Source organism: Novosphingobium sp. HR1a, from assembly GCF_015594425.1.
GTDB lineage: Bacteria > Pseudomonadota > Alphaproteobacteria > Sphingomonadales > Sphingomonadaceae > Novosphingobium > Novosphingobium resinovorum_A.
The window spans coordinates 1-22,439 of the sequence record NZ_JABXWS010000084.1 but is presented as its reverse complement, the minus strand read 5'-3'; the positions used below and the strand labels follow the sequence as shown (position 1 = coordinate 22,439).

Sequence of the window (22,439 nt, the reverse complement as noted above, 5' to 3'; positions counted from 1 at the left end):
TATTTCGGAAAGCCTCGATCCGACTTCGCGTTGTCGGCGAACTGTGCGAAGGAAGCCCCCCGCCCCGCCTGCACACCTGCACAAAAACCGAGCGTTCGAAAGGCTGCGGTCTTGCTTCGGCTTCGCAGCCTCCCAAGTCGAGAGGGCCGCCCATAATTCACGACCCAGTCACAAAAGGCTGCGAGATCTCCTCGCTAGCGCGGCACCAGACCTTCTCGGCACAGTCTGGATCACCTTCCACGAACGGGGAGTTCCCTTGAGCGTCTCGGTCACATCCTCACCCAGCATCGATAGCCGTTCGCTGCAGCATGACGTGCAGGAACAAGTTGTCGGGATAACGACGCGCTCCCGAAGCAGGTGATCAGGGACCGATTTTCTGACAGGCTTCTTGGGCTCGAAGGCGGCAACACCGGCCGTCCGGCTAGCAGCGGACGCGGCGAGCCGGTCCTCCTCGCGTGCGTCCGCCTCAAGCTCTTGGAGTTCGAACTCGATCTACTCGATAAGGCGGCGCGTACGCTCGGCGCTTGTGCCCAATTACCGGGATCGCGGCACATTGTCATGAGCCACAAGGCGACCGACTATTTGGTCCAGCTATTTTTGAGCGGGGACCCTCACAAGTTCGGCGTCGATCTTTGCGAGCACTTCATCAGTGACCGTATCGGAAGAGTATGACTGGATCTGCTTTAGTGTCATACCGCGCGCCATCTCGATTTGCGGGTTGCTCACCAAGTCTGGAAGATATTTCGTGAGAATGGCGCTCGTTGCCGGATTTTCCAGCAAGGTGCCGATCGAGCTGGTCGAAGTCGAAAAGGTGCCGGACGGGGCCGAGACGGCAGCTGGCTCAGCTGCACTGGCCCATGCCGGCGCAGCAACCGCGAAAGCCATAGTCCCGGCAATGAAGATCTGACGAAGCATAAGTTCAATCCTCTCTCAAATGTTGTTATTTGACCCAGTTCGGTCAGCCGTTAGTCCTATTTTTGCTCGACCCCGAGGACCGGCTGCCTACCTGCTTGCGCTAACGGTCGCTTTTGCGACACACACAATCGGATGGCCAAGAACAGCAAACCGAATCGCCTATTGAGCGACACAGTATCGCACAAAGCCGAGCCCCTGGCATCATCTAGATCGACCCACGCCCGCGCAGTGCGATCCGGCAAGGCATTGCAGGAAGCCATGTTGGCTCTACTCCAGCGTAAACCGTTCGATCAGATCAGCGTGCGTGAGATCTGCTCGGAAGCCAAGGTCCACTACGCCACCTTCTTTCGTCATCACGAGACCAAAGAGGCTCTGCTGAATGCAATCGCCAAGGACCAAATCGCCCACCTCAATCAATTGACGCTGTCGATCCGGGATGCCGAGAGTTACGAAGCCGGATTTGAAGCCTTGTGCGCTTACGTCGCGGATCATCGCGGTCTATGGGCAATCCTTCTCAATGGCGGAGCCGGCGGCGCCATGCGGGAGGAATGGCTGCGCGTCTCCATGGTCGTGGCGAAAGAGGAGAAGCCGATCAATGCCTGGCTCCCTACCCAACTTGGTACGATATGCGCTGCCTCGCTTATAGCCGAAACCCTCGCCTGGTGGGTTGGTCAACCCGAAGAGGCCTACAGCGTAACGGAAATTGCCGGGATCCTTTACCGGCTCCTTTCTACGTCCATCATGGCACCGGACTAAGCGATATGAGGCGCCAAGTATGGCTAGGCCAAGGCCGGACTCGAGCGCGCGCGTCTGAAGCATTTGGACGCTAGGAACTATCCGCCAGCAACTTCGAAAGAAACAAGATTTGAAAATCTAACCGAGGGAGAAACCGCCCGCGGATGCAACGGCCAGATCCCATCGCCGGCCCCATGCCGGAAGGTCTGCGGTTGTGAGATCGCACAGCCCTTCCGTTTACAAGCCTCCTACCGGGAGCCAAATGCTGCGCGGAAAGTCACGCCGAATTCACGCGGTGCGGTCACCGAGACACCCGCGTAGCGGCTGCTGTAAACCGTCGAGCCTATTCCCGAGACGCTGAAAGTGGGCGGACGCAGATAAACATCGGTGACTGACGTGAACTGCGCCAGTTCATCCTGACTGATCAACTTCGTCACATCAAAGAGGTTCTTGGCGTAGACCGACACTTCCCAGGAACCGTCCTGCGAGCGCAAACCGCCGAAAAGATTGAGCAGGCCGTAAGCTCTCACATCATCGTAAGGATTGTTTGGATCAGTCCTGGATTTACCCTTCCAGCTGAACAGGCCGCGCAGGTAGCCGTCCATCTTGTCGCCAACGGGCAGAGTATACTCGGCCCTGAGTACGCCCGACCATTCGGGCTGAAAGGTTGCCGACTGCCCACCCCCAGGACACTGCGCCACGCGTTCACCGCCGTAGGCCTGCTGCATCTGCGCGAGCGTGGGGGTGACTGCATCCGGGATACCATCGGAACCGACGGCCCCGCTCTGATTGTTAAGGGCATCCGTGCAGGCCAGCAGGGCATTGCCGATGCGGCTGCGAGCGAAGTTGACGGTCGCACCAAGATTCAAGCGCGATGTTGGCGTGAAGTCCAGCTCGGCCTCGATCCCGTTGACCTTGATCGGTACCGCGCTCACGAAGTTGAAGTTGCCGATCGTCGGGGCGCCCGCCGAATTGATGTTGATGTAGGCTATGCCTGCGCCGCCTGCTCGATACGGATAGTTCTTGTAGTCCTGATGATAGGCGGTGAGGTTGAAGTGCAGTTTGCGGTTAAGCCAATCCGACTTCAAACCTATCTCGTAAGATTTCGAGCTCTCCGAAGGCAGCGCAATGTGGGCAACCTCGTTCGGGGTGTAATCGGCGTTCGTGAAATTTCCGATGGCCACGACCGGCGGGCGCCATGAACTGCCGGTCGATGCATAGACCATAAGCCCCGGTGTAAACCGATGCTTGATGCTGGCGCTGTAGATCGTGGTGTTTTCACTGACGTCAGATTGCGTGCCGTTCTGGCGAGTGCATTGCCCCGCCGCATACATCTGCGGCGTGCAGCTGATGAAAAGCCCGTCACGGTTATCGGTGAAATGTATGCGACGCAATCCGCCGGCAAGTTCAGTCGATTCAGTCAGATGAAACGTCAGATTGCCGAAGAATGAATCTTCCATGGGCGTGCCTTTCGCGACGTAGATCGGCGTGTCGGTGACGCTCGGTGACGCTATCGGTATGCCCGGGCCGGCAAGGCGAAGCTGCGTGATGCTTAGGTCGCTGAGATTGGTCTGCGACGGAACCGCATAATGGAAATAGCCGGCTACATAGTCGAACAGACCCACAACCCGATCCAGGTTTTGCAGGCGCAATTCGTGGCTGCTGGTTGTCCCCTTGGTATCCGCGATCTGCGCGATTTCCAGACCGGGGAAAAAATTCGCAAGATCGCGCACGCCGTAGCTATGGTATTTCTGGGACGTGGCCGAACCGACATAAATGAGGCGCTGGCCCAGGAAATCGACTTCGGCATTCCAGTTGTAGAATTGGAACTTCTGGGTGGTGATACTTGGCCGTGACTGCACGGAAAGCCGGTCGCTTAGGCCGATATCGCCATAATCCGGCGCGCCCACACTGGGGACGTACCGGGAATCATACTGGCTGACCGACCGCACCTGATCAAAGCGGCGCCCGTCATTCTGCATCCCTTCGTAAAGGAAGCCGAGGCGAAGCCAGGCAGTAGGTTCGAAGCGAACCGCTGCGCGGATCGCATTGATCTCGCTGCGGGCCCTTTCGTCGCTATTCACACTGGTCACACGATTGCCGCGATCAACGCTGTGAACTCCCGCAATCCGTATTCCCAAGACATCCGCGATGATCGGGATGTTGAGCGCTCCGTTGAAATTGGTCGCACTTGCCGAACCGAGAGTACCGGCGAGGTAGCCCCCGGCTTCGAGGAGCTCGGGCTGTCTGGTGGTCACCGTGACGGATCCCGACGGTGTAGATCGCCCGCGTAGAGTGCCCTGCGGACCACGCAGCACTTCGATCTGCCCGACATCGTACATCGTCTGCATCACAAAGTTCGACGGAACGGGCGCGTCGTTGCGATAGTATTGGATGGTGCCGTTTTCGGCGCTCACATTGACGTCGTGATTGACACCGCGGATGGAGGATGAGGTTCCAATGCCGTTCGCATTGGGGGTGAGTTGTAGTCCCGGAACAACCGAGCTGATTTCCGTGAAATTCCGGATGTTCAGCTTGGTAATCGCATCGGCAGTGACGGCATTCACAACGAGCGGCACATCCTGAAGACTTTCATCGCGCCGGCGAGCTTGCACAATGATTTCGTTCACTGCCGTAGCGTCAAGGGAGCCAGCTGCGCCTGACGATTCCGGTTCCTGTGCCAGCGCCGGAGCTGTCGTGGCCAGCGCGCCTATGCCCACGAGTATGCATGCGTTCCTGCTACGCATCGAATCCCCTTCCCTAGCTGTTCTTTTTCTGGCTGACATTTTGTGCGCCACACTATCGCATTCGTCAATTAGCTTGTGGCATTCGAACCAATCGTTCGCTCTGGCGAAATCCGTGGCGTTGCCATGAGATGAGCCGGAGAAACCAACGGGTTATGCCGGCTCCACTCGTCGTTCGGCCTATTACTCCGACCGTAAAAGGGCCAAGTCCCGATCAACGGCATCAAGCGCGTCATTGGTGAATTGACCCGGAGCGAATTTCTGAATGGAGCGCAGGGTCATCGACTTCGCCATTCCGATGCGCTTGTCAGTCGTGATCCCTGGAAAGTGCTGATCGAGCACTGCCTTGGCACTTGTGTCTGCCAGAAGAATTGCCAGCTTCGTAGCGCCGGTGGAGTACCCCGAGGTCGCTGTCTCGACACGAGCGGCAGGGATAGTCGGCGGGGGCGAAACCGCTGCCGACTGCTGAATTACCGATGGACGATTGGAGGAAAGATCGAGGTCAGCAGCCGGTGTAAGCTTCAGGTGAAGCTCCGAAAGTCCCCGGATGATGAAGCTCGGCTCGAAGTTGAGTTTACGCGCACCGCGGGGGCCGTGTATCTCTGAATCCAGGTCGATGTCGGAGGTATACTGGAGAAGCTTTTCCAGGATAATCCGGACTTCGACCCGTGCGAGCGGGGCACCGGCGCAGGTGTGCGCGCTGCGACCAAAGGCAACGTGTTCACGAATCTTCGGCCGGTTGAGCTTGAACTCCTGGGGATCTTCCCAGCGCGCCGGGTCGCGATTGGCCCCAGCAATCGACAGCATGATCTTGGTTCCGGCCGGAACCGGTATATCGCCGATCCTGGTGTCGCGGCGCGCAAGCCTGGCCGTCTGCTTGGTCGAACCTTCCAGGCGCAGAACTTCCTCGATCAGCGCGGGGATGAGCTTGGGATCGGCCCGGAGTTTGTCCTGCAGGTCCGGCACGTCAACGATATAGCGCATCGCATTTCCGAGGAGCTTTGCGCTCGTATCCTGGCCCGCACCAAACATGAACATACCAAGCTTGACGATCGCCATCTCGTCGGGAAGCGTGCCATCGGGATAAAGCGCGTTTGCCAGTTCCGAGAGAATATCCTCACGCGGATTGGCGCGTCGCTCGGCGACGTATTGCGCAAAGTACCCACCCATGATCATGAATGGATGATCTTCCGCATTGAGATCGAGTTCGCCATCGAGATTTCCGGGCGGCGGCGCATCCTGGATAATATCCATGAACTTCTGTCGATCTTCGGCCGGAATGCCGAGCAGGTCAGCGATGACCAGCGTGACGAAGGGCGTTGCGATCGTCCTGACCAGTTCGACGCCGCCATTTGCCACGGCGTCACGAACGAGTTCGTCCGAGAAAGCTTGAATGAACTCCTCGTTCGCCTTCAGACGCGAGGGCGTGAACAACCGATTAACGAGAGAGCGCAGCTGCACGTGCGGATTATCGTCAAGATTGACCAGCAGGTCGCCGCCATGGAACTCGTCGCGATGCGCTTCGAGCTGCGCAGTGATGTCGGACCCGTGCGGTGTGAACGGGAGCGGCGCGGAGGCCCCCTGCAGACCGATAATCGCGGAGAAGTCTTCGGAATTACGCATTATCTCAAGGGTTTCCTCAAACCCCATGACCATCAGATAATCCTTGCCTTTGGGCTGATAGACCTTCCCCTTGCCCCTGACCGCTTCGAAGTAGGCGTAAGGATCGACGAGGATCTCGTGGTCGGTGAAGTAATCGCGATCTGCCAATTCAGTCATGTTGTAGCGCTCCTGCGTCATGCCCGCTTCTGGCCGGCAAGCAATGTCCGTTCATTTAGTCGTCCGCTGCAATCCTCACTCGCAGCCCGTCGAGTGCATCGGTAACCGGCAGTTGGCACGACAGGCGGGAATGACCGCCACGGTGGCTGGACGAATCAAGAAGATCGTTCTCGTCGTCACTCATCGACACGAGAGCGTCGGCCGGACCGGCTTCGATATGGACGTGGCAGGTCGCGCACGAGCAGCACCCTCCGCACAGCGCCAGCATTTCATCGAACCCCGCGTCGCGTATGACTTCCATGACGGTCTGTCCGGGCTTCGCCTCGAGAACCCTTTCTTCTCCTGAGACACCCACGACGGTAATTGATGCCATTTCTCCGCTCTCTTTCAGGATGTGTGCTCTTAGCCCCCGTCACCGCCGTCGGTGCGGCAGATGTTCTCCGGCGGCGCACCGGAATTTCATGCGATACAGTGTCGCATAAACTGATCATCGTAAGGTCGTCAATCGGGAATGGGTTAGGTTCAGGGCTTGGAAGCTAGCTGGCAGGCCCGACTTTTCAGGAAAGAACAGTAGTCGCAAATCCTGCTGACATCCGGTTCCATCGCTAGAAAGTCTCGACCTTGGCGCGCCCTGCCTGACAAAGCCTCGCCCCCTCGGTCCTGCGGGGCAGCCTGCGTGCGCACCAAGCTTCGATGCGGATTATCGCTGCAGCGTTATCCGTTACGCTCCTGGGTGCCAAAGGTCTGGTGAGAACCAAAGCCCATGAGCTTGACCGACCTCTCCGCACCCAAATTCGAATGGTCAGACCGCCTTGACAGTCCGAGCGCGCAATTATACGCGACACAGTGTCGCACATAAAAGCGATATTGGGAGTGCGGTGGGCATCGCTGCAGTAATGCGGGCGTCCTCATGCGAACATCGGGCAAATACAAGACATGGCGAAGAACGACCCCATCAGAGCTGCCGCCGTATCGGTGAAGTTGGCTCTTTTGCTATCCGTCGCTGCATGCCCGACGTTGGCACGCACGCAAGATGAAGCTGCAGCGCCGAGCTACGCAGCCAATAATCTCGAACTGGATTTTTCCGATCCGCCGATGGATGCCCGCCCACGGGTCTGGTGGCACTGGATCAACGGCAACATCACTGGGGATGGAGTTCTCAAGGACCTGGCCTGGATGAAGCGCGTGGGTATCGGCGGCGCGCAGTCGTTCGATGTGAACCTCCAAAGCCCGCAGATCGTGGATCAGCGCCTGGTCTACATGACGCCCGCCTGGCGGAGGGCTTTCAAGCACGCAGCCAAGGAAGCTGATCGCCTCGGCATCGAGCTCGCCATTGCCTCCTCGCCCGGCTGGTCCGAAACCGGTGGACCATGGGTATCTCCGGCCGACGCCATGAAAAAGCTGGTCTGGAGCGAAGTGCTGGTCACCGGCGGCAAGCGCGTACCCCTTTTGCTCCCTGTCCCGCCGTCCGTAACCGGGCCTTATCAGTCGATAGCCGCCAGGTCCGGCACAAACTCGACGATCAACGAACAAGCCCCTGATGTCCCGCCTCCGTACTATCGCGATGCCGTTGTTGTCGCCGTGCCCGTCTCGCTCGGAAAAAACTCGGCCCTACCGACATCCGCAGACGCCGCAGGAAGGGCTATCGATACACACAAATTGATCGATCGCGATCTGGGTACCGGCATCGATCTGGCCAAGGCAGCCAAGGGGCCGACGCTCCTCACGGTTCGCTACCCGGCCCCTCGAACGATCCGCTCCGCCACCCTGTTCGTGCCCGGTGGGGCGGGCAAGTTCATCGGCGCCAACCTCGAGGCGAGCCTCGAGGCGGAAGTCACGCCGGGCAAATGGACGTCCATCGCCGACATTCCCATGGGACGCGTTCCAACAACGCTCGGTTTCGGGCCCGTGACCGCCCGCAATTTCCGTATCTCGTTCCGGGACATCAGCAGCCTGCCAAACATTGCTCCGCCACCTGCGGGAGTCGATCTATCGGCGCTCGCTGCCGGCTTCTCAGGTGGAAAGCCCAGTACCGCGATACGCATCGCCGAATTCGTGTTGTCCGGGGAGGATCGGATCAATCGTTTCGAGGCCAAGGCGGGCTTTGATGTCGTACCCGATTACTATGCGCTCGACATCGGCCTTGCCAATTCATCAGGCCTACCCCCAGGCAAGGTCATCGACCTGACTGATCGCTTGCAGCCTGACGGGACGCTCGCTTGGACGCCGCCGGCCGGAACCTGGCGTATCATTCGCTTCGGCTATTCCCTTGTTGGCACGATGAACCACCCGGCTCCGATCGAGGCAACCGGCCTTGAGGTGGACAAGTACGACGCAGATGCAGTCCGGCGCTACATGGATCACTACCTTTCGACCTACCGCGAAACGGTTGGTCCCGAGCTCATGGGCGCCAGGGGTATCCGGGCCATTCTCACCGACAGCATCGAGGTCGGCGCGGCCAACTGGACACCGCAAATGGTCGCCCAGTTCAAACGGCTGCGCGGCTATGATCCGATCCCCTGGATGCCCGCACTTACCGGGACGATCATAGGGTCTCGACAGGAAAGCGAACGCTTCCTGTACGATTTTCGGCGGACCCTGGCGGACCTTCTGGCCAGCGAACACTACGGTACGGTTGCCGAGGCGGCGCATGAGAATGACCTTGTCGTCTATGGCGAGGCGCTGGAGGATCACCGCCCGCAACTCGGCGATGATATGGCGATGCGCAGATGGGCGGACGTGCCCATGTCCGCCATGTGGTCGTTCCAGCGCGACCGCGGGCCCAAACCGACCTACCTTGCCGACATGAGAGGCGCCGCGTCGGTCGCGCACATTTACGGGCGCAAGTACGTTGCCGCTGAATCGTTGACCTCGATGCTCTCGCCGTGGGCATTTGCCCCGAACGAGCTCAAGCGGATGATCGACCTCGAGTTCGTGAGCGGGATCAATCGCCCTGTGATCCATACGTCGGTGCACGTCCCCGTGGACGACAGGAAACCGGGCCTGCGCCTTTCCATCTTCGGACAGGACTTCAATCGCAACGAGGCCTGGGGGGAACTCGCCCGCCCGTGGATCGACTATATTGCCCGCAATTCCCTCATGCTCCAGCAGGGCACAAATGTTGCCGATATTGCCTACTTCTACGGCGAAGACGCCCCGCTGACATCCCTGTTCGCAGATGCGCCGGTTGCCGACATTCCTGCCGGAAGCGCATACGATTTCGTAAACGCCGATGCTCTCCTCAGCGTGTTGTCCAACGATGGTGGCGATCTGGTGAGCACTGGAGGAGCACGCTACCGCGTGCTCTACTTGGGAGGCTCTGCCAACAAGATGAGCCTGGCTGTTCTCAATCGAATTGCTGAACTGGTGGAAGCGGGCGCCACGGTCATCGGGGCTCGGCCCATCAGCGACCCAGGTCTCTCGGGTGATCCTGCCCGCTACCAGGCATTGCTGCTGAAATTGTGGCCGGGCCCCGCCGTCACCAAAGTCGGGCGCGGTCGGGTAATCGCGACAAGCGATCTTGCCGCAGCCTTGTCTCAGGCTGGCATCGTGCCCGATGTCACCGTGGACGGCGCCCAGGAGGGCGCGGCCCTCCCGTTCGTTCACCGCAAGCTGGCGGATGGCGACAGCTATTTCATTGCCAACCAGAAGGATCGCCGCGAAACGATCACCGCCCGCTTTCGGATCACGGGAAAAGCCGCGGAACTCTGGCATGCCGACACGGGCAAATCGGAACCTGTCAGCTTCTCGGTCAGGGACGGCGTGACTTCGGTCCCCCTGACTTTCGAGCCGGACGAATCGGTACATGTCGTCTTCCGCAAGAACACTTCAGAAACCGACTACAAAGTCGCGCCGCTCAAGCTGACGGAAGCTGCGGTCCTTGGCGGCTCATGGGACGTGGCATTCGAACCGGCGCGAGGCGCGCCACCCCATGCCCGCCTTCCCGAACTGTCTGCGCTCGACGAGAACGCAGATGCGTCCATTCGCTATTTCTCTGGCGTCGCGACGTACACGAAAGAATTCTCGGCGCCGCGCGGATGGAAGAAGGAAATGCCATTGTTCCTCGATCTCGGCGATGCGCGCGAAATCGCAGAGGTGAGCGTGAATGGGCAAATGGCCGGCTACGCCTGGCATCAGCCTTACCGCATCGACATCTCTTCCCAGATGCGTTCCGGCAAGAACCGGCTTTCGATCCGCGTAGCGAACTTGTGGGTCAATCGCCTCATTGGCGACGCCCAGCCCGGCGTCACGAAAGTGACCTGGACCGCAACCCCGACCTACCGGAAGGACGCGCCCCTGCGTCCCTCCGGTCTGCTCGGCCCGGTGCGGCTGCTGAACCCGTGGTAATTGCGAACGAACACAAAACGGCCCTGCTTCAGACGCAGGCCTCAAGCAAACGGGAGAATGGCAAGTGGGCGATATCAAGCGGGCGCTGAGAACAATGCTGCTGGCCTCGGCTATCGTGACCACGGCAGTCGTCTCGCCTTCTCTCACGGCCAAAGATCGGACTGCGACCCAAACCACCGCCGCCCGGCCCGCAATCGACCTGTCACATGGCTGGCGCTTTCGTTTCGGCGATGAACCCGCCTCAGTCACGGGAAGCGACTTCGACGACCGCGACTGGCAGCAAGTCTCCGTCCCGCACAGCTGGAACCACATCGGCGCCTATGCACTGACGCGCGGCGCCGAAACCGATAACCGGCAGGGGGTGGGCTGGTATCGCCTAAGGGTCGATGCGCCAAAGGCCAAGCCGGGCGATCGGCAATACCTGGACTTCGCAGCAGTTGCCAAACTCGCCGACGTCTGGGTAAACGGCCGCCATGTCGGCACCCACAAGGGTGCTTTCGCCCGTTTTCGCCTCGACGTTTCCGATGCCTGGAAGCCGGGCCAGCGCAACTTGGTCGTGGTGAGTGCCGACAACAGCAAGGTCGAGCCCGGCAGTTCGACCTCCGAAGTCATCCCGCTCTCGGGCGACTTCTTCGTGCATGGAGGCATTTACCGCGAGGTTTCACTGCTCCAGCTCCCGGCAGCCTCGATCGATCCGCTCGATTACGGCGGTCCTGGCGTATATGCGCGCGCGACCAGGATCACGCCGCAAAGCGCAGCCGTCGAAGTCCGCACGAAGCTGCGGAATGCAAGCGCGTCGCCTCGAAACCTCACGCTTGCAACCAATATCCGCGACGCGCGCGGCAAGATCGTGGCCCGCTCGGTTCAGCGCGTCATTCTGGCCCCTGGCGTGGGCGAGCAGCGCGTTGCGCTGGACATCGCCCGCCCCCATCGCTGGGATGGCAGGGCGGATCCGTACATCTACTCGGTCACCTCCACCATTTCGGACGGCAAGACCCAGCTTGACCGTGTCACGCAGCCGCTGGGCCTTCGCTCGTTTCGCTTCGATGCAGACGCCGGTTTCTTCCTCAACGATCGGCATGTGAAGCTGCGCGGCGTCTCCCGCCATCAGGACGCGCTTGGATCAGGCTGGGCGGTCACGCCCAGACAGCATGCCGAAGACATGGCGCTGATCGAGGAACTTGGCGCGAACACCATTCGCCAGGCCCATTACCAGCATGCCGATGCCTGGTCCGATCTGGCAGACAAGGCGGGCATGGTCGTCTGGGCCGAGCTGCCTTACGTCACCACACCCAGCGTATCGGGTGGAAAGGGCTCGGACGCTCTGTGGGCCAACGCCGAGCAACAACTGCGCGAGCAGATCCGCCAGAATTACAACCATCCCTCAATCCTCATGTGGTCGGTGGGCAATGAGGTGGATTCGGCCAAGGGCTTCGGCCAGAAGGGCGCACCACCGCTACCGCTCGCGCTGCTCCGGCACCTCAATGCGGTCGCCAAGCAGGAAGACCCGGATCGCCCCACGACCTTTGCAGACTGCTGCGAGGGGCTTGGTCTCATCCAGACCGCGGGCGAGAAACTCGCCGGAACTGCAGATCTCATCGGTTACAACCGCTATTACGGCTGGTACTATCCCAACCCGTTGCAGGCGCGGACCGACCTTGGTGCCACGCTCGACAAGTTTCATCGCGCGCACCCGGCGCTACCGATGTCGCTTAGCGAATACGGCGCCGGCGGCGCGATCAGTCAGCACAGCGACGACGTATTGAACGGCTTCGTCAATTTCGTCGGCCGCCCCCACCCCGAAGAATACCAGGCGTGGATCCACGAGCAGACCTGGCCGAGCATCGCAAAGCGCGATTTCGTCTTCGCCAGCTGGGTCTGGGCGATGTTCGATTTTGCCAGCGACCTGCGCGACGAAGGCGATGCCGTAGATTTGAACGACAAGGGGCTAGTCACGGCAGATCGCAAGCAACGCAAGGATGCCTTCTGGTTCTACAAGGTCGCGTGGAGTGATGCCCCTGCCCTGCATTTCGCAGGAAAGCGCTATGTCGACCGGGCCTATCCGGTCATGGATGTGAAAGCCTATTCGACTGCCGCGTCGGCCAGCCTCACGATCAACGGCAAATCGATCGGCCAGGCGCCTTGCCCCGATCTCGTATGTGAATGGAAGAATGTTGCCCTTCGTCCCGGCAGCAACGCGGCAGTGGTCACGACGACAACCGGCGGCAGGACACTGCGCGACACCTCAACCTGGAACGGTCCTGACATCGAACGGAACGGTCTGCGTATCAATGCTGGCAGTCTTGCGGGGCTCGATCTCGGTACCCGGCATTTCGGCTCAGACACCTTCGTGAGAGGCGGCAAGCCTGTCATACTCAATCTCGTGGGCTTTGGCGGCCGCTCGATGGCGCCAATCCGGCAAGTGCAGGCCGCCGACCCGGCCCTGTTCGACTACTGGCGCGACGGCGATGCCTACGCCTACGATATTCCACTGCCTGACGGACGGTGGATGGTAACCTTGCATCTGTTCGAGCCGCGCAAGACCTCCTCACCCGATCAAGCACTTGCCGTAAAAGCGAACGGTCAATCGGTCATCCACGATCTCAATATCCTGCGCGAAGCCGGCGCCCCGCTCAAGGAATTGGTCCGCAGCTTTCCGGTGACAGTGGTCGACGGCCGTCTGGTTCTCGAATTCGCAAGCGTTTCCGGCAATGCCGCTTTGGCCGGCATCGAGATTTCGCGGTGAAGCCCGCAGCATCACTATTTTCTTCTGGAGAGTGTCATGTTTGACAGGCGCACATTTCTCGCCGCGACTGCGGCATCTGCAGCGCTTTCCGCAGGCAGCGGGAGAGCGGCCGATATTTCCGGTGAAACCGTCCGGGTCGATACCCGCACGATTGCCGGCATGCTCCCGCATGTCTGGGAGGAGTGCGTTGGATCGGACCGTGCCGCGATCACCATGCGAGAGGAATGGCGCCGGGATATGCGGCTGGCGGTAGATGAAGCCGGAATCAAGCGCGCCCGCTTCCATGGGATCTTCAACGATGAGCTCGGAGTCTTCGGCAAGAGCATTCTTGAGATGCGCCGGAACGGCGGCCCCAATTGGCTCAACGTCTACCGTGTCTACGACGGCCTGCTCGATGTCGGCGTCTCGCCTTATGTCGAACTCAGCTTCATGCCCGGCAAGCTTGCATCGGGAAAAAACCAGTTCGGATTCTACGGCGGCAACATCACGCCGCCGGCCTCTGACGTGGAGTTCGCCGGCTTCATCAAGTCGTTCACTACCGCCATGATCTACCGATATGGGTTGGAGACCGTGCGATCGTGGCCGTTCGAGGTCTGGAACGAGCCCAATCTCTCCTTCTTCTGGACCGCAGACAAGCAGCGCTACTTCGAGATGTACAAGGCTGTGGCAACGGCCATCAAATCGGTCGATCCGCTCATCAAGGTCGGCGGCCCTGCAACCTCGAAAACCGCCTGGATCGGCGATTTCGGACAGTGGTGCGCGGCTAACAACGCGCCGGTCGATTTCTTCGCCACCCATGTCTATGCCGGCGACGACCAGGACGAGGTTTTCGGTAAGGGAAGTCCTCGCAGAAACATCAATGACGTCATCCCCGATGCCCTTGCCAATGCTCGGCGCACGATCGATGCCGGCCCCTTCTCCGGCAAGCCCATGTGGCTGTCCGAATGGTCGTCCGACAGCCCGGCCATGATTGCCCATGTGATCGCCAATAGCATGGTCCATTGTGCTGGCATGTCGCAGTGGACGCTCAGCGGCATGTACGAGGAACTCGGCGTCGACGACTATATGCTCAAGGAAGGCTCCATGGGCTGGAGCATGATGATCGACGGGATCGCCAAGCCTTCGTTCAACACCTACCGCCTGCTGCATCGTCTAGGGACACAACGTCTTGCGGCACAGGGCCCTGTATTGGCTTCAAAGGACAAGAACGGGCGGATTTCCATACTCGTGTGGAATCTTGCCGAAGTCGATCAGCCGGGCGGCATTCCGGGCATGACCTCCGAGCGCAAGATTTCCGGAGGCCCCAAGATGGTGACCCTGCAGCTCGATGGGTTGAGAGGCCGCAAGACCGCCGAAGTCCGCTTCGTGGATTGGGAACGAGGATCACCTATGCCGACCTGGCGGGCGATGGGCTCTCCCCGTTATCCTTCGCGCGCACAGATCGCACAGCTGCGCCAAGTATCTCGCCCGGTAGTGGAAACCCGCCGCCTGAACGCGGACGGCACGCTCACGCTCGAATTGCCTCCCGAAGGTCTCGCGCTCGTCGAGATCGCTTGAGTCATGCCGCCCGGCATCCACCCGCGAAGGGAAGCCGGGGGCGGCGCTTCCGCACACCTGTTCCACCTTGTTTCATCGTCAGACATCGTCGCTGCTTACAGGCCCGCTGCAAAGCAGTGCTTCGCTGACAGAGCCACACGCGCATTGAGGTTTTCAATTGGCGGTCTGACCACAACCGTAAGGTAAAAGCTATGGCGGGTACAATGGGCGCCAAGCCTCCGTTCGGCGCGGAATCGATGACTGACGTTGACGGTCGGCTCTACCGCCGCGTCGCCAGGACGCTGATCGGCGAACTGCAATCTGGCGTCTACGGTGTGGGCGACCGCATGCCGGCCGAACGCGACATCGCTATCACCATGGGCGTCAGCAGGCCGGTGGTGCGTGAGGCGATGCTGGCGATGGAAGTTCTGGGGCTTGTCGAGGCCCGGCTGGGTGCCGGCACGTTTGTGATCCGGCTGCCTCGCAAAGTGGACAGCGATCCAGAATTTACGATCTGCCCCTTCGAACTCATTGAGGCCCGGCTGCTCATCGAGGGGGAGAGCGCGGCGCTGGCCGCTCGCCATATCAGCGAAGAAGAAATCAAGCGGCTTGAAGAACTCGTCACAGCCATAACGTTGGAGAATGGCGGTGAGAATGCTGATATGGCCTTTCACATGGCGATCGCCAAAGCCAGCCAAAATGGTGCGATCGCCAGAACTGTCGAAGAGCTCTGGAACCTGCGGTTTACCTCGCCGGAATGCCGTCTGCTGCTTGAGCAGGCCCGGGCTGCCAATAGGAAGCCCGTCGTCGAGGAGCACCGCGCCATCCTGACAGCGCTGCGGCAGCGCGCTCCCCATGCCGCGCGGGAGGCCATGCACATGCACCTCAATGCAGTGCTTCAACATCTTTTGTTCGCCGTCGAGGAGGAAGCGGTCGCCGCTGCACGCCAGGCGGTTGCCGCCACGCGCGAAAGGTTTCTACGCTCCGCCCGGGACGCCTAGTAGCTTCTGTTCGGCGAACAGCGGGTCCCGGACGCGTTGTGTTCGGGCCCCGCCAGTATTCAGGCCGCCATTCCGCCGTCGAGAAGCAATGTGCTGCCAGTCATGAACATGGCCATGTCCGATGCGCAGAAGAGGATGGCCCGGGCGATGTCGTCGGCAACGCCGACCCGGCCCAGACGGCTGCTGCCGATACCGGGGATCGGGCACGCCTTGATGGTTTCCTCGTCCCAGTCGGCAATGAACATGGTCTTCTCAGTGAGCGAGAAGCCCGGTGCGACGCCGAGAACGCGGATGCCTTGCGCACCCAGTTCAATCGCCAACTGCTTCGTCAGTCCCACGACGCCGTGCTTCGAGCTGCAATAGGCCGCCTGGCCTTCGGAGATGCCACGGACACCTGCCAGCGAGGCGACATTGACAATGACGCCGCCCTGCCCGTTTGCGATCATCCGCCGCGCCGCTTCCTTCGCGCCGACGAAAGTCCCGCGCAAATTGATCGCAAGGACGTTATCGAACTCCTCGGCGTCAAGATCGAGCAGCGGAGAAAATGATGGGATGCCCGCATTGTTGACCCAGATATCCAGCTTTCCAAAGCGGCTCTCCGCCAGTTCCGCGGCGGCGGCGATTGACGCCACATCGCCCGCATCCAGCCGGGTCGAGGTCACGTCGCCCGCGTAGCATTCGACCAGTTCGTGCGCGGTTGCAGCGGCGGCGGCCTCATCGATATCGGCGATTAGAACGGCTGCCCCCGCCTCGGCAAGGCGCCGTGCTGCGGCCTTTCCTAGCCCCCAGGCGGCACCGGTGACGACCGCGCTCCGCCCTCGGAGCGAAATCAGTTGGTCTAGCGAGCGATCCGAAACGTCTGGTACTGGCATCACCATTTCTCCCTTTTGTCGATCCCGGAGGGCCGCATTGTTGCCCTGAGGCGATGCTGGCCGGATGTCCGGCTGGACCCTGCGCGATTGCATCGCGAATTCGAATCATGACGCTGGCCTGCGTATCCGGAGGCTGGACAGCTTTCAAGTTGTGCGCCACAATATCGCACAAACTGGCGAAACCGAAGATGTTGCCAGAGGCGCTGTAATGCTCCTTCCGAGCGCCTTAGACGGGAGAGAAGAAATGGTTTCCAATCGGGTTGTAGTCGTAACGGGCGGAGCATCGGGTATCGGCCTCGGCATCTCGCGGCTTTTCGCGCGCAAAGGTCATGCGGTGGCGATGCTTGATGTTCAGCACGAGGCCCTGGAACGTGAAAGTGAAGCACTGCGGGCACAAGGCGCCCGCGTTGTCGCGCGCCACGTCGACGTGTCTGATAGGGCAAGTATCGAAGCCGCTTATGCGGTGGTCCGAGAGGAACTCGGACCAATCGCGATCGTGGTTGCCAATGCCGGAATTTCCGAGGGTATCCCCTTTCAGGACGTGAGCGTCGAAACCTGGCAGCGGATGATCGACATCAACCTGACCGGCGTTTTCCATACGGTCCAGGCGGCCCTGCCCGATATGGTCGATGCCAACTGGGGCCGGATCATTACGATCTCGTCGCAGGCGGCGCAGTCCGGTGCAGCAGACCGCGCGCATTACTCGGCCGCGAAGGCGGGGGTAATCGGATTGACTCGTGCTCTTGCCCGCGAATTCGCCAGCCAGGGAATTACCGTCAACACCATCCCCCCATCGGTTGTCGCTACGCCCATGGCCGACGCCGGTATTGCAGCCGGGACGTTTCCTCCACTGAAAGTCATCTCCCAGCACATTCCGATCCCGCGCCCCGGCACCCCAGAAGACATCGCAGCGGCCTGCGAATACCTCGCGTCGGATGGTGCGAGCTACGTCACCGGCCAGGTGCTCGCCGTCAATGGCGGCATGTTCATCGGATAAGGTGGATCGTCGGCGAAGCACCAGGCCCGGCCAATCGTCTCGCCTGGTGTACATGCGGCGCTGCCGCCTCCTAATGCTTGGAAGCAAATGCAATGAGCACGCTATCAGAAGCCCGAAAGCTGCGCGTCGTGCAATGGGCTACCGGGACAGTCGGTACAGCCGCCATGCGCGCCGTGCTCAGCCATCCCGACATGGAACTCGTCGGAGTCAAGGTCTACTCGCCTGGCAAAGAGGGCAAGGATGCCGGTGAGCTATGTGGAATGCCGCAAACCGGGATCATCGCGGTTCGCGATCCAGCGTCCATAATGGCTCTGAGGCCGGACTGCGTGCTCTACATGCCTGAACACACCGATTACGGTGATGTCTGCGATCTGCTGGAAAACGGCATCAATATTTCGTCCACGCGAGCGGAATTCTTCCATCCCGACAGTATGGATCCCACCATTCGCGCAAGGATCGAGACGGCCTGCATCAAGGGTGGCGCAACCCTCCACAGCTCCGGCAGCAGCCCAGGCTTCATTACCGAAGCTCTTCCGATCACGCTTCTGTCGCTTGCACGTCGCCTTGACCTTCTCACGATTGATGAGTTCGCCAACTGCATCGACGGCTGCTCAGAGGAGATGCTGATCGGCATTATGGGCTTCGGCGAAACCCCTGACGCCTTCGCACAGCGCCCGTTCTACGAACGGGACGAGGTCTTCAACCACTCGTTACGCTCACTCGCGCAGGCGGTGGGTATCGATATTGAGCGGTTCGAGGTTTCTAGCGAGGTCGCCCTCGCGAAAGAGCCAGTCAAGCTTCACGTCAGCACCATTCCAGCCGGCTCGGTTGCGGGACAACGAATGGTCACCACCGGTTACCGCGGCGAAAAGCCGGTCGTGCGCTTTCGGTGTAATTGGTTCGTAACCGAGAAGCTCAATCCTTCCTGGGATCTTCGCGGAGACGGTTGGCGTGTCACGGTTGAAGGCGACACTCCGCTCGAGATCAGTATCGGCTTTCCCATCCCCCAAGTCGATCGGCAAGCCACGCTCCCAAATCTGACGGCACATCGGCCCGTCAACGCGATCCACAGCATCTGCGCGGCTCCGCCAGGGATCGCCACGACAGCGGCGTTGCCGCAAGTGATCACCCGCTTCAGCTAAATAGGCGCGCTCCAGTCTAGGCCGCGCGACAGCACCCCAAAAATGACCGCTTCCCGGAGAGAAACCAGACATGCCAGAAACCAAACGTGCGCATCAGCGCAGAACAAGGAAGCATGGCGCAAACCTAGCCATTGCGTTGGTCTGCTTCGGCGCAGGCGTTGTGCCATTTTCCCTCTCGTCGGCATCAGAGGCCGTTCCGCCGCCCCCGAAACCCGAGCGAGTCGCCATCTCGCCGCTTCCTTTGCCGCCAACTGCACCGTCCGAAGCTATCGGTGCCTGTTCAACAGCAGTCAATCCGCGAGGAACCGGCTGTATGACTGGCGCCGACGACGGCATCGTCGAAGGCCCCGCCTATATGGGCGATGCCAGGCACGTCCTGCTGACGGTGCAGCTCGCCGGGGCGCCGGCTGCGCCGGCGACCGGATTCGTTTACGATGGCCCACAAGTCATCGCCATCAAGACGGATGGGACCGTCTTTAGTAATGGCGACGCCTGGAAATGCATAACTTGCGGCGTGCCGGCACAAAACCGTCGGGACGCAAACCCCGCCGCCACCAACGAACACGGGCGCCGCGTCCCGCAGGGTGCCACCTGGCTGAGCCTGGACCATCCGCAGGCTTTCCCCGGCGATACAAAGATGATCGCGGGAACCAACGTCATCGACTGCGGCACGTACAAGCTGACCGACGACCGATGCACGCCCGAACGCATCCACATCTATCCGATCCGCTGGAATGCGACGGCGGATGGTTCGGGGCCCGGAGGATCGATGCGCGAACTACGGCTCAATCCCGATGGCCAGCATTTGATGTGGAGCCATATGAATGCGACGGGCCCCGACATCGATCAGCACGGTCTTATCGGAAAGATCAGGTTCAATCCAGCGCCGCGCAGCGGCCTCCCGCTCGCGCCTCGCTATGAGCTCGACGATGTCTGGGTACTGACAAATGCGGCCTTGCCCGACTTCGCCCCGTTTCGCGAAAATCCCGGAAAACCCGGTTACCTGATCCATAACCCTCCAAAAGGCGCGATCGGCGAAGCCAGAGGATGGACGCGTGACGGCAGGAATGCGGTCGGTATGGGTATGCCAGAATCAGGCAATGTGGACATGTTCATCACCAGCCTGCAATCCGGCATGTCGCACCGGCTGACATCGGCTCCTGGTTACGCTGATCCGATCCTGATGTCGCCCGATGACAAGTGGTTCGTGGTCCTCGATAACCGGACAGTCGATCGGCACATGTACTACGGCGCGATGAAAGGCATTCCGCCCCTGACAGATGAACTGACGCGGATGGTCATGCTCAGCGCTCGGTACGGGTACCGCAACGGCATGCGTCGCTTTTTCCAACCGATCCTGATCGATAGGTGGGGCGATCGAGGGGACTATCGCGGCCAGCAGCTCAATGCCGGAAACGGCGCACCCGGAAGCCCGAGTGATCCCAACTGGAACGCTCGTGCCGATCCAGCCTGGTCACCGGATGGGACGAATGTCGTGTATTGGCAAGCGATGGTCACCTCTCCCGATTGCGGGGCGGCCAATCCACTACCTTGCCCGGCCTCTCGCGAACCGGGCGGACGGCGTACTCGCCTGATGATGGCGCACCTACCTGAGCGTTCTCTATTAGCTCTTGGCCGCAAGGTTGAGCCGGTTAAAATCTCCGTGCCATGGGGCATCCGATACCGCGCCGGCGATCCGATGCCAAAGCGCTATCCTTCAGCTCCCGCTGGAAAATTCAAGATGGAGGGATGGAAAGGCGGGACGGCACAAGTTGAAATCCGCAAGACCGCGAATGGGCGCATTTCCTTCGTATCGGCAAAATACAGCGGATTTACGGACGATGGCACTCACATCATCAACGGGACCGAGAGCGCCGAACTCTTGATGCTGGATCGTCACCCCCGCATAGTCTGGCACTCCGATCTGCGTGCCAGCGGAGCTCAGTCCGGAACGAAAAAAACTTCTGAACCTGGCGGCTTCACCATTAGCCCACTTGGGGAGCCACTGGAAGGAGATCTCGTCACGACCATTGGGGCGACAACATACGAGAAACCCGCCCCGGGCACTTAAGCCACCCTCTCGGGCATTGGCCGGGGATCGAGGCGGAGATGCTTGTGCCCCCTGGCCAATACACGGATAAATCCCCGGTGGTGTCGATCGGCGCCGATAAGCATCTTAGGATTTGCGCAGCATCCCAAATGCACTTGCGGAGCATGCAGCCCTGCTTTCGGTGCAGTCCACAGCCGGTGACGGATAAAACTCCTTCATTCCCGCCTCAAAGCCGCCATGCTTGGACGAGAAAGTGATTATGAAAACATTCCCTTTGAAGAGTAATTGCTTGCATTTATCAGTAAATCTACTGCCGTAAAGGCGATTTCGATCGTGTATAACCAGTTGTCATCCCAGATGTCGGGACACGCCTCAGCGGTGAACTTGTCGAATAATTGAAGGACAGCCCATGGTCACTACCGAAGTCCGAGATGGCCAGCCGGTCCTGCGATTTTGGTGCAACTGGTTCGTCGCTCAGGATCTCGACCAGCCGTGGGAAAATGCGGTCGGATGGGTGGCAGGTCACCATGGCGAGCGACACGCCGCTCGAGATCAGCATCGGCTTCCCGGTCCGGCCCGCAAAGCGGCAATCGAACCTGCCCTATCTGGTCGCGCACCGCACGGTCGGCGCGGCCCCCTACATCTGCGCGCACGGCCGGGCATGCCAATCACCGCCGACCTGCCGCAGATCTTAACGCGACTGAGCTGAGCGCAGACGCCGGGCGGCACTCTTTCCCGAGGGAGCAGACATTTGGACGACATTCCCACCGCCGTCGTGACGGGCGCCAGTTCCGGGTTAGGCAAGGCTGCCGCGACCGAACTGGCCCGGAAGGGCTACCGGATTATCGGCACCGGGCGCGATCCCGGCCGCACTGCTGATGCCGAACCGGAAATCAGGCGCAACGCTGGCCCTGGTGCTCGTGTAGACCTGATCTGTGCGGACTTCTCGCTCATGCGAGTAAACTAGCGATATGGCGGACCGCATTCTCTTCATGACGGGCAGGATAGACCTGCTTCTCAACAATGCGGGGGGCATGTGGGATCGGGCGCAATTGACGGACGAGGGTCTGGAAGCAGGATTTGCTGCCAATCATCTCGCGCACTTCCTATTGACCTCGCGCCTCATGCCGCTTCTGGAGCGCACCGCAGCAAGGGCACCGGCGGGGTAGGTGCGGATCGTCGTCACCTCCTCGGGTGCGAGCGAGGCAGCGCCGCCGATCAACTTCGAGAACATACAGGGTCTATCGACGTTTTCTACTGGCCTTGCCTAATGCATAGCCAAGCTCGCAAACGTGATGCACGCACCCGAACTGGCGACGCGGCTCGCTAACAAGGGTATCGCCGTGCACATCGCAGCACCGGGACCGCTAGCTTCGCGCCTCTTCGAAAACGCTTCGCAGGAAATCCGGGACCATGTCCGCGACATGACAGTCCAAGGCATCCAGAATGAGAAATCTTCCGGTCCGCACCTGGGAGCGTAAAATTGTGCTGAACGACCGACAAGGGTCGACGACAGGCCGGGGCAGCGACGCGCCCAATCAAGCCGCTCGACTGGGAAACGAGCGAACCTAGCCC

At 60.4% G+C, this 22,439-nt stretch carries 16 protein-coding genes and 1 pseudogene; 11 read left to right on the top strand and 6 right to left on the bottom strand.

The window, feature by feature from the left end:
* Window positions 1-175: 175 nt before the first annotated feature.
* Both HWN72_RS31270 and HWN72_RS22230 read right to left on the bottom strand, forming a co-directional pair.
* Window positions 176-531: pseudogene (locus HWN72_RS31270) on the bottom strand (IS66 family transposase zinc-finger binding domain-containing protein); the annotation flags it as partial.
* Between the two features lie 60 nt (window positions 532-591).
* Window positions 592-915 (bottom strand): hypothetical protein, encoded by a 324-nt coding sequence (locus HWN72_RS22230; protein ID WP_248006245.1) that lies wholly within the window; start codon window positions 913-915, stop codon window positions 592-594.
* Between the two features lie 132 nt (window positions 916-1,047).
* On the opposite strand from HWN72_RS22230, the gene HWN72_RS22225 reads away from it, so the two are divergent.
* Window positions 1,048-1,671, top strand: coding sequence for a TetR/AcrR family transcriptional regulator (locus HWN72_RS22225; protein WP_211151410.1), 624 nt, complete (start codon window positions 1,048-1,050; stop codon window positions 1,669-1,671).
* Window positions 1,672-1,898: 227 nt separating this feature from the next.
* Here HWN72_RS22225 and HWN72_RS22220 read toward each other — a convergent pair whose 3' ends face one another.
* The 3 genes from HWN72_RS22220 to HWN72_RS22210 all read right to left on the bottom strand — a co-directional run bounded on the left by HWN72_RS22220 (window position 1,899) and on the right by HWN72_RS22210 (window position 6,546).
* Entirely contained in the window at window positions 1,899-4,280 is a 2,382-nt protein-coding gene (locus HWN72_RS22220) for a TonB-dependent receptor (protein WP_211151409.1), read from the bottom strand.
* Window positions 4,281-4,577: 297 nt separating this feature from the next.
* Window positions 4,578-6,194 carry a cytochrome P450 gene (locus tag HWN72_RS22215; RefSeq protein ID WP_248006243.1) on the bottom strand — a complete coding sequence of 539 codons (1,617 nt, stop codon included), beginning with the start codon at window positions 6,192-6,194 and terminating at the stop codon, window positions 4,578-4,580.
* A gap of 34 nt (window positions 6,195-6,228) precedes the next feature.
* Entirely contained in the window at window positions 6,229-6,546 is a 318-nt protein-coding gene (locus tag HWN72_RS22210) for a 2Fe-2S iron-sulfur cluster-binding protein (RefSeq protein WP_211151408.1), read from the bottom strand.
* Between the two features lie 563 nt (window positions 6,547-7,109).
* Here HWN72_RS22210 and HWN72_RS22205 point away from each other — a divergent pair.
* The 4 genes from HWN72_RS22205 (at window position 7,110) to HWN72_RS22190 (ending at window position 15,803) form a co-directional block, all read left to right on the top strand.
* On the top strand, window positions 7,110-10,520 hold the full coding sequence (locus HWN72_RS22205) for a glycosyl hydrolase (RefSeq protein ID WP_211151407.1): 3,411 nt from the start codon (window positions 7,110-7,112) through the stop codon (window positions 10,518-10,520).
* 64 nt (window positions 10,521-10,584) lie between these two features.
* On the top strand, window positions 10,585-13,266 hold the full coding sequence (locus HWN72_RS22200) for a glycoside hydrolase family 2 TIM barrel-domain containing protein (RefSeq protein ID WP_285022113.1): 2,682 nt from the start codon (window positions 10,585-10,587) through the stop codon (window positions 13,264-13,266).
* A gap of 36 nt (window positions 13,267-13,302) precedes the next feature.
* Complete coding sequence (locus HWN72_RS22195) at window positions 13,303-14,823, top strand: glycosyl hydrolase (protein WP_211151406.1); 1,521 nt, start codon at window positions 13,303-13,305, stop codon at window positions 14,821-14,823.
* A 203-nt stretch (window positions 14,824-15,026) separates the two neighbouring features.
* Complete coding sequence (locus HWN72_RS22190) at window positions 15,027-15,803, top strand: FadR/GntR family transcriptional regulator (protein ID WP_211151405.1); 777 nt, start codon at window positions 15,027-15,029, stop codon at window positions 15,801-15,803.
* Window positions 15,804-15,862: 59 nt separating this feature from the next.
* On the opposite strand, the gene HWN72_RS22185 is transcribed toward HWN72_RS22190, so the two are convergent.
* Window positions 15,863-16,675 carry an SDR family NAD(P)-dependent oxidoreductase gene (locus HWN72_RS22185; RefSeq protein ID WP_211151404.1) on the bottom strand — a complete coding sequence of 271 codons (813 nt, stop codon included), beginning with the start codon at window positions 16,673-16,675 and terminating at the stop codon, window positions 15,863-15,865.
* Between the two features lie 64 nt (window positions 16,676-16,739).
* On the opposite strand from HWN72_RS22185, the gene HWN72_RS22180 reads away from it, so the two are divergent.
* From HWN72_RS22180 to HWN72_RS22155, 6 genes are all read left to right on the top strand, one after another.
* Window positions 16,740-17,672 (top strand): SDR family NAD(P)-dependent oxidoreductase, encoded by a 933-nt coding sequence (locus HWN72_RS22180; RefSeq protein WP_248006242.1) that lies wholly within the window; start codon window positions 16,740-16,742, stop codon window positions 17,670-17,672.
* A gap of 92 nt (window positions 17,673-17,764) precedes the next feature.
* A complete protein-coding gene (locus tag HWN72_RS22175) occupies window positions 17,765-18,814 on the top strand; it encodes a dihydrodipicolinate reductase (RefSeq protein ID WP_211151403.1) in 1,050 nt (349 codons plus the stop codon).
* A 313-nt stretch (window positions 18,815-19,127) separates the two neighbouring features.
* A complete protein-coding gene (locus HWN72_RS22170; RefSeq protein ID WP_211151402.1) occupies window positions 19,128-20,885 on the top strand; it encodes a hypothetical protein in 1,758 nt (585 codons plus the stop codon).
* A 410-nt stretch (window positions 20,886-21,295) separates the two neighbouring features.
* Window positions 21,296-21,559: a hypothetical protein gene (locus HWN72_RS22165; protein WP_211151401.1), complete on the top strand. Its 264-nt coding sequence runs from the start codon at window positions 21,296-21,298 to the stop codon at window positions 21,557-21,559.
* A gap of 56 nt (window positions 21,560-21,615) precedes the next feature.
* Window positions 21,616-21,831 (top strand): SDR family NAD(P)-dependent oxidoreductase, encoded by a 216-nt coding sequence (locus HWN72_RS22160; protein WP_211151400.1) that lies wholly within the window; start codon window positions 21,616-21,618, stop codon window positions 21,829-21,831.
* A gap of 25 nt (window positions 21,832-21,856) precedes the next feature.
* Window positions 21,857-22,033, top strand: a complete 177-nt coding sequence (locus tag HWN72_RS22155; RefSeq protein ID WP_211151399.1) for a hypothetical protein — start codon at window positions 21,857-21,859, stop codon at window positions 22,031-22,033.
* Window positions 22,034-22,439: the final 406 nt, after the last annotated feature.

Bases quoted from the DNA above. Each gene is read 5' to 3' on its own strand.
- HWN72_RS22155 (WP_211151399.1), top strand. From the start codon at position 21,857: ATGACGGGCAGGATAGACCTGCTTCTCAACAATGCGGGGGGCATGTGG.
- HWN72_RS22165 (WP_211151401.1), top strand. From the start codon at position 21,296: ATGGCCAGCCGGTCCTGCGATTTTGGTGCAACTGGTTCGTCGCTCAGG.
- HWN72_RS22170 (WP_211151402.1), top strand. From the start codon at position 19,128: ATGACTGGCGCCGACGACGGCATCGTCGAAGGCCCCGCCTATATGGGC.
- HWN72_RS22185 (WP_211151404.1), bottom strand. From the start codon at position 16,675: ATGCCAGTACCAGACGTTTCGGATCGCTCGCTAGACCAACTGATTTCG.
- HWN72_RS22225 (WP_211151410.1), top strand. From the start codon at position 1,048: ATGGCCAAGAACAGCAAACCGAATCGCCTATTGAGCGACACAGTATCG.
- HWN72_RS22205 (WP_211151407.1), top strand. From the start codon at position 7,110: ATGGCGAAGAACGACCCCATCAGAGCTGCCGCCGTATCGGTGAAGTTG.
- HWN72_RS22190 (WP_211151405.1), top strand. From the start codon at position 15,027: ATGGGCGCCAAGCCTCCGTTCGGCGCGGAATCGATGACTGACGTTGAC.
- HWN72_RS22175 (WP_211151403.1), top strand. From the start codon at position 17,765: ATGAGCACGCTATCAGAAGCCCGAAAGCTGCGCGTCGTGCAATGGGCT.
- HWN72_RS22180 (WP_248006242.1), top strand. From the start codon at position 16,740: ATGTCCGGCTGGACCCTGCGCGATTGCATCGCGAATTCGAATCATGAC.
- HWN72_RS22215 (WP_248006243.1), bottom strand. From the start codon at position 6,194: ATGACGCAGGAGCGCTACAACATGACTGAATTGGCAGATCGCGATTAC.
- HWN72_RS22210 (WP_211151408.1), bottom strand. From the start codon at position 6,546: ATGGCATCAATTACCGTCGTGGGTGTCTCAGGAGAAGAAAGGGTTCTC.
- HWN72_RS22230 (WP_248006245.1), bottom strand. From the start codon at position 915: ATGCTTCGTCAGATCTTCATTGCCGGGACTATGGCTTTCGCGGTTGCT.
- HWN72_RS22195 (WP_211151406.1), top strand. From the start codon at position 13,303: ATGTTTGACAGGCGCACATTTCTCGCCGCGACTGCGGCATCTGCAGCG.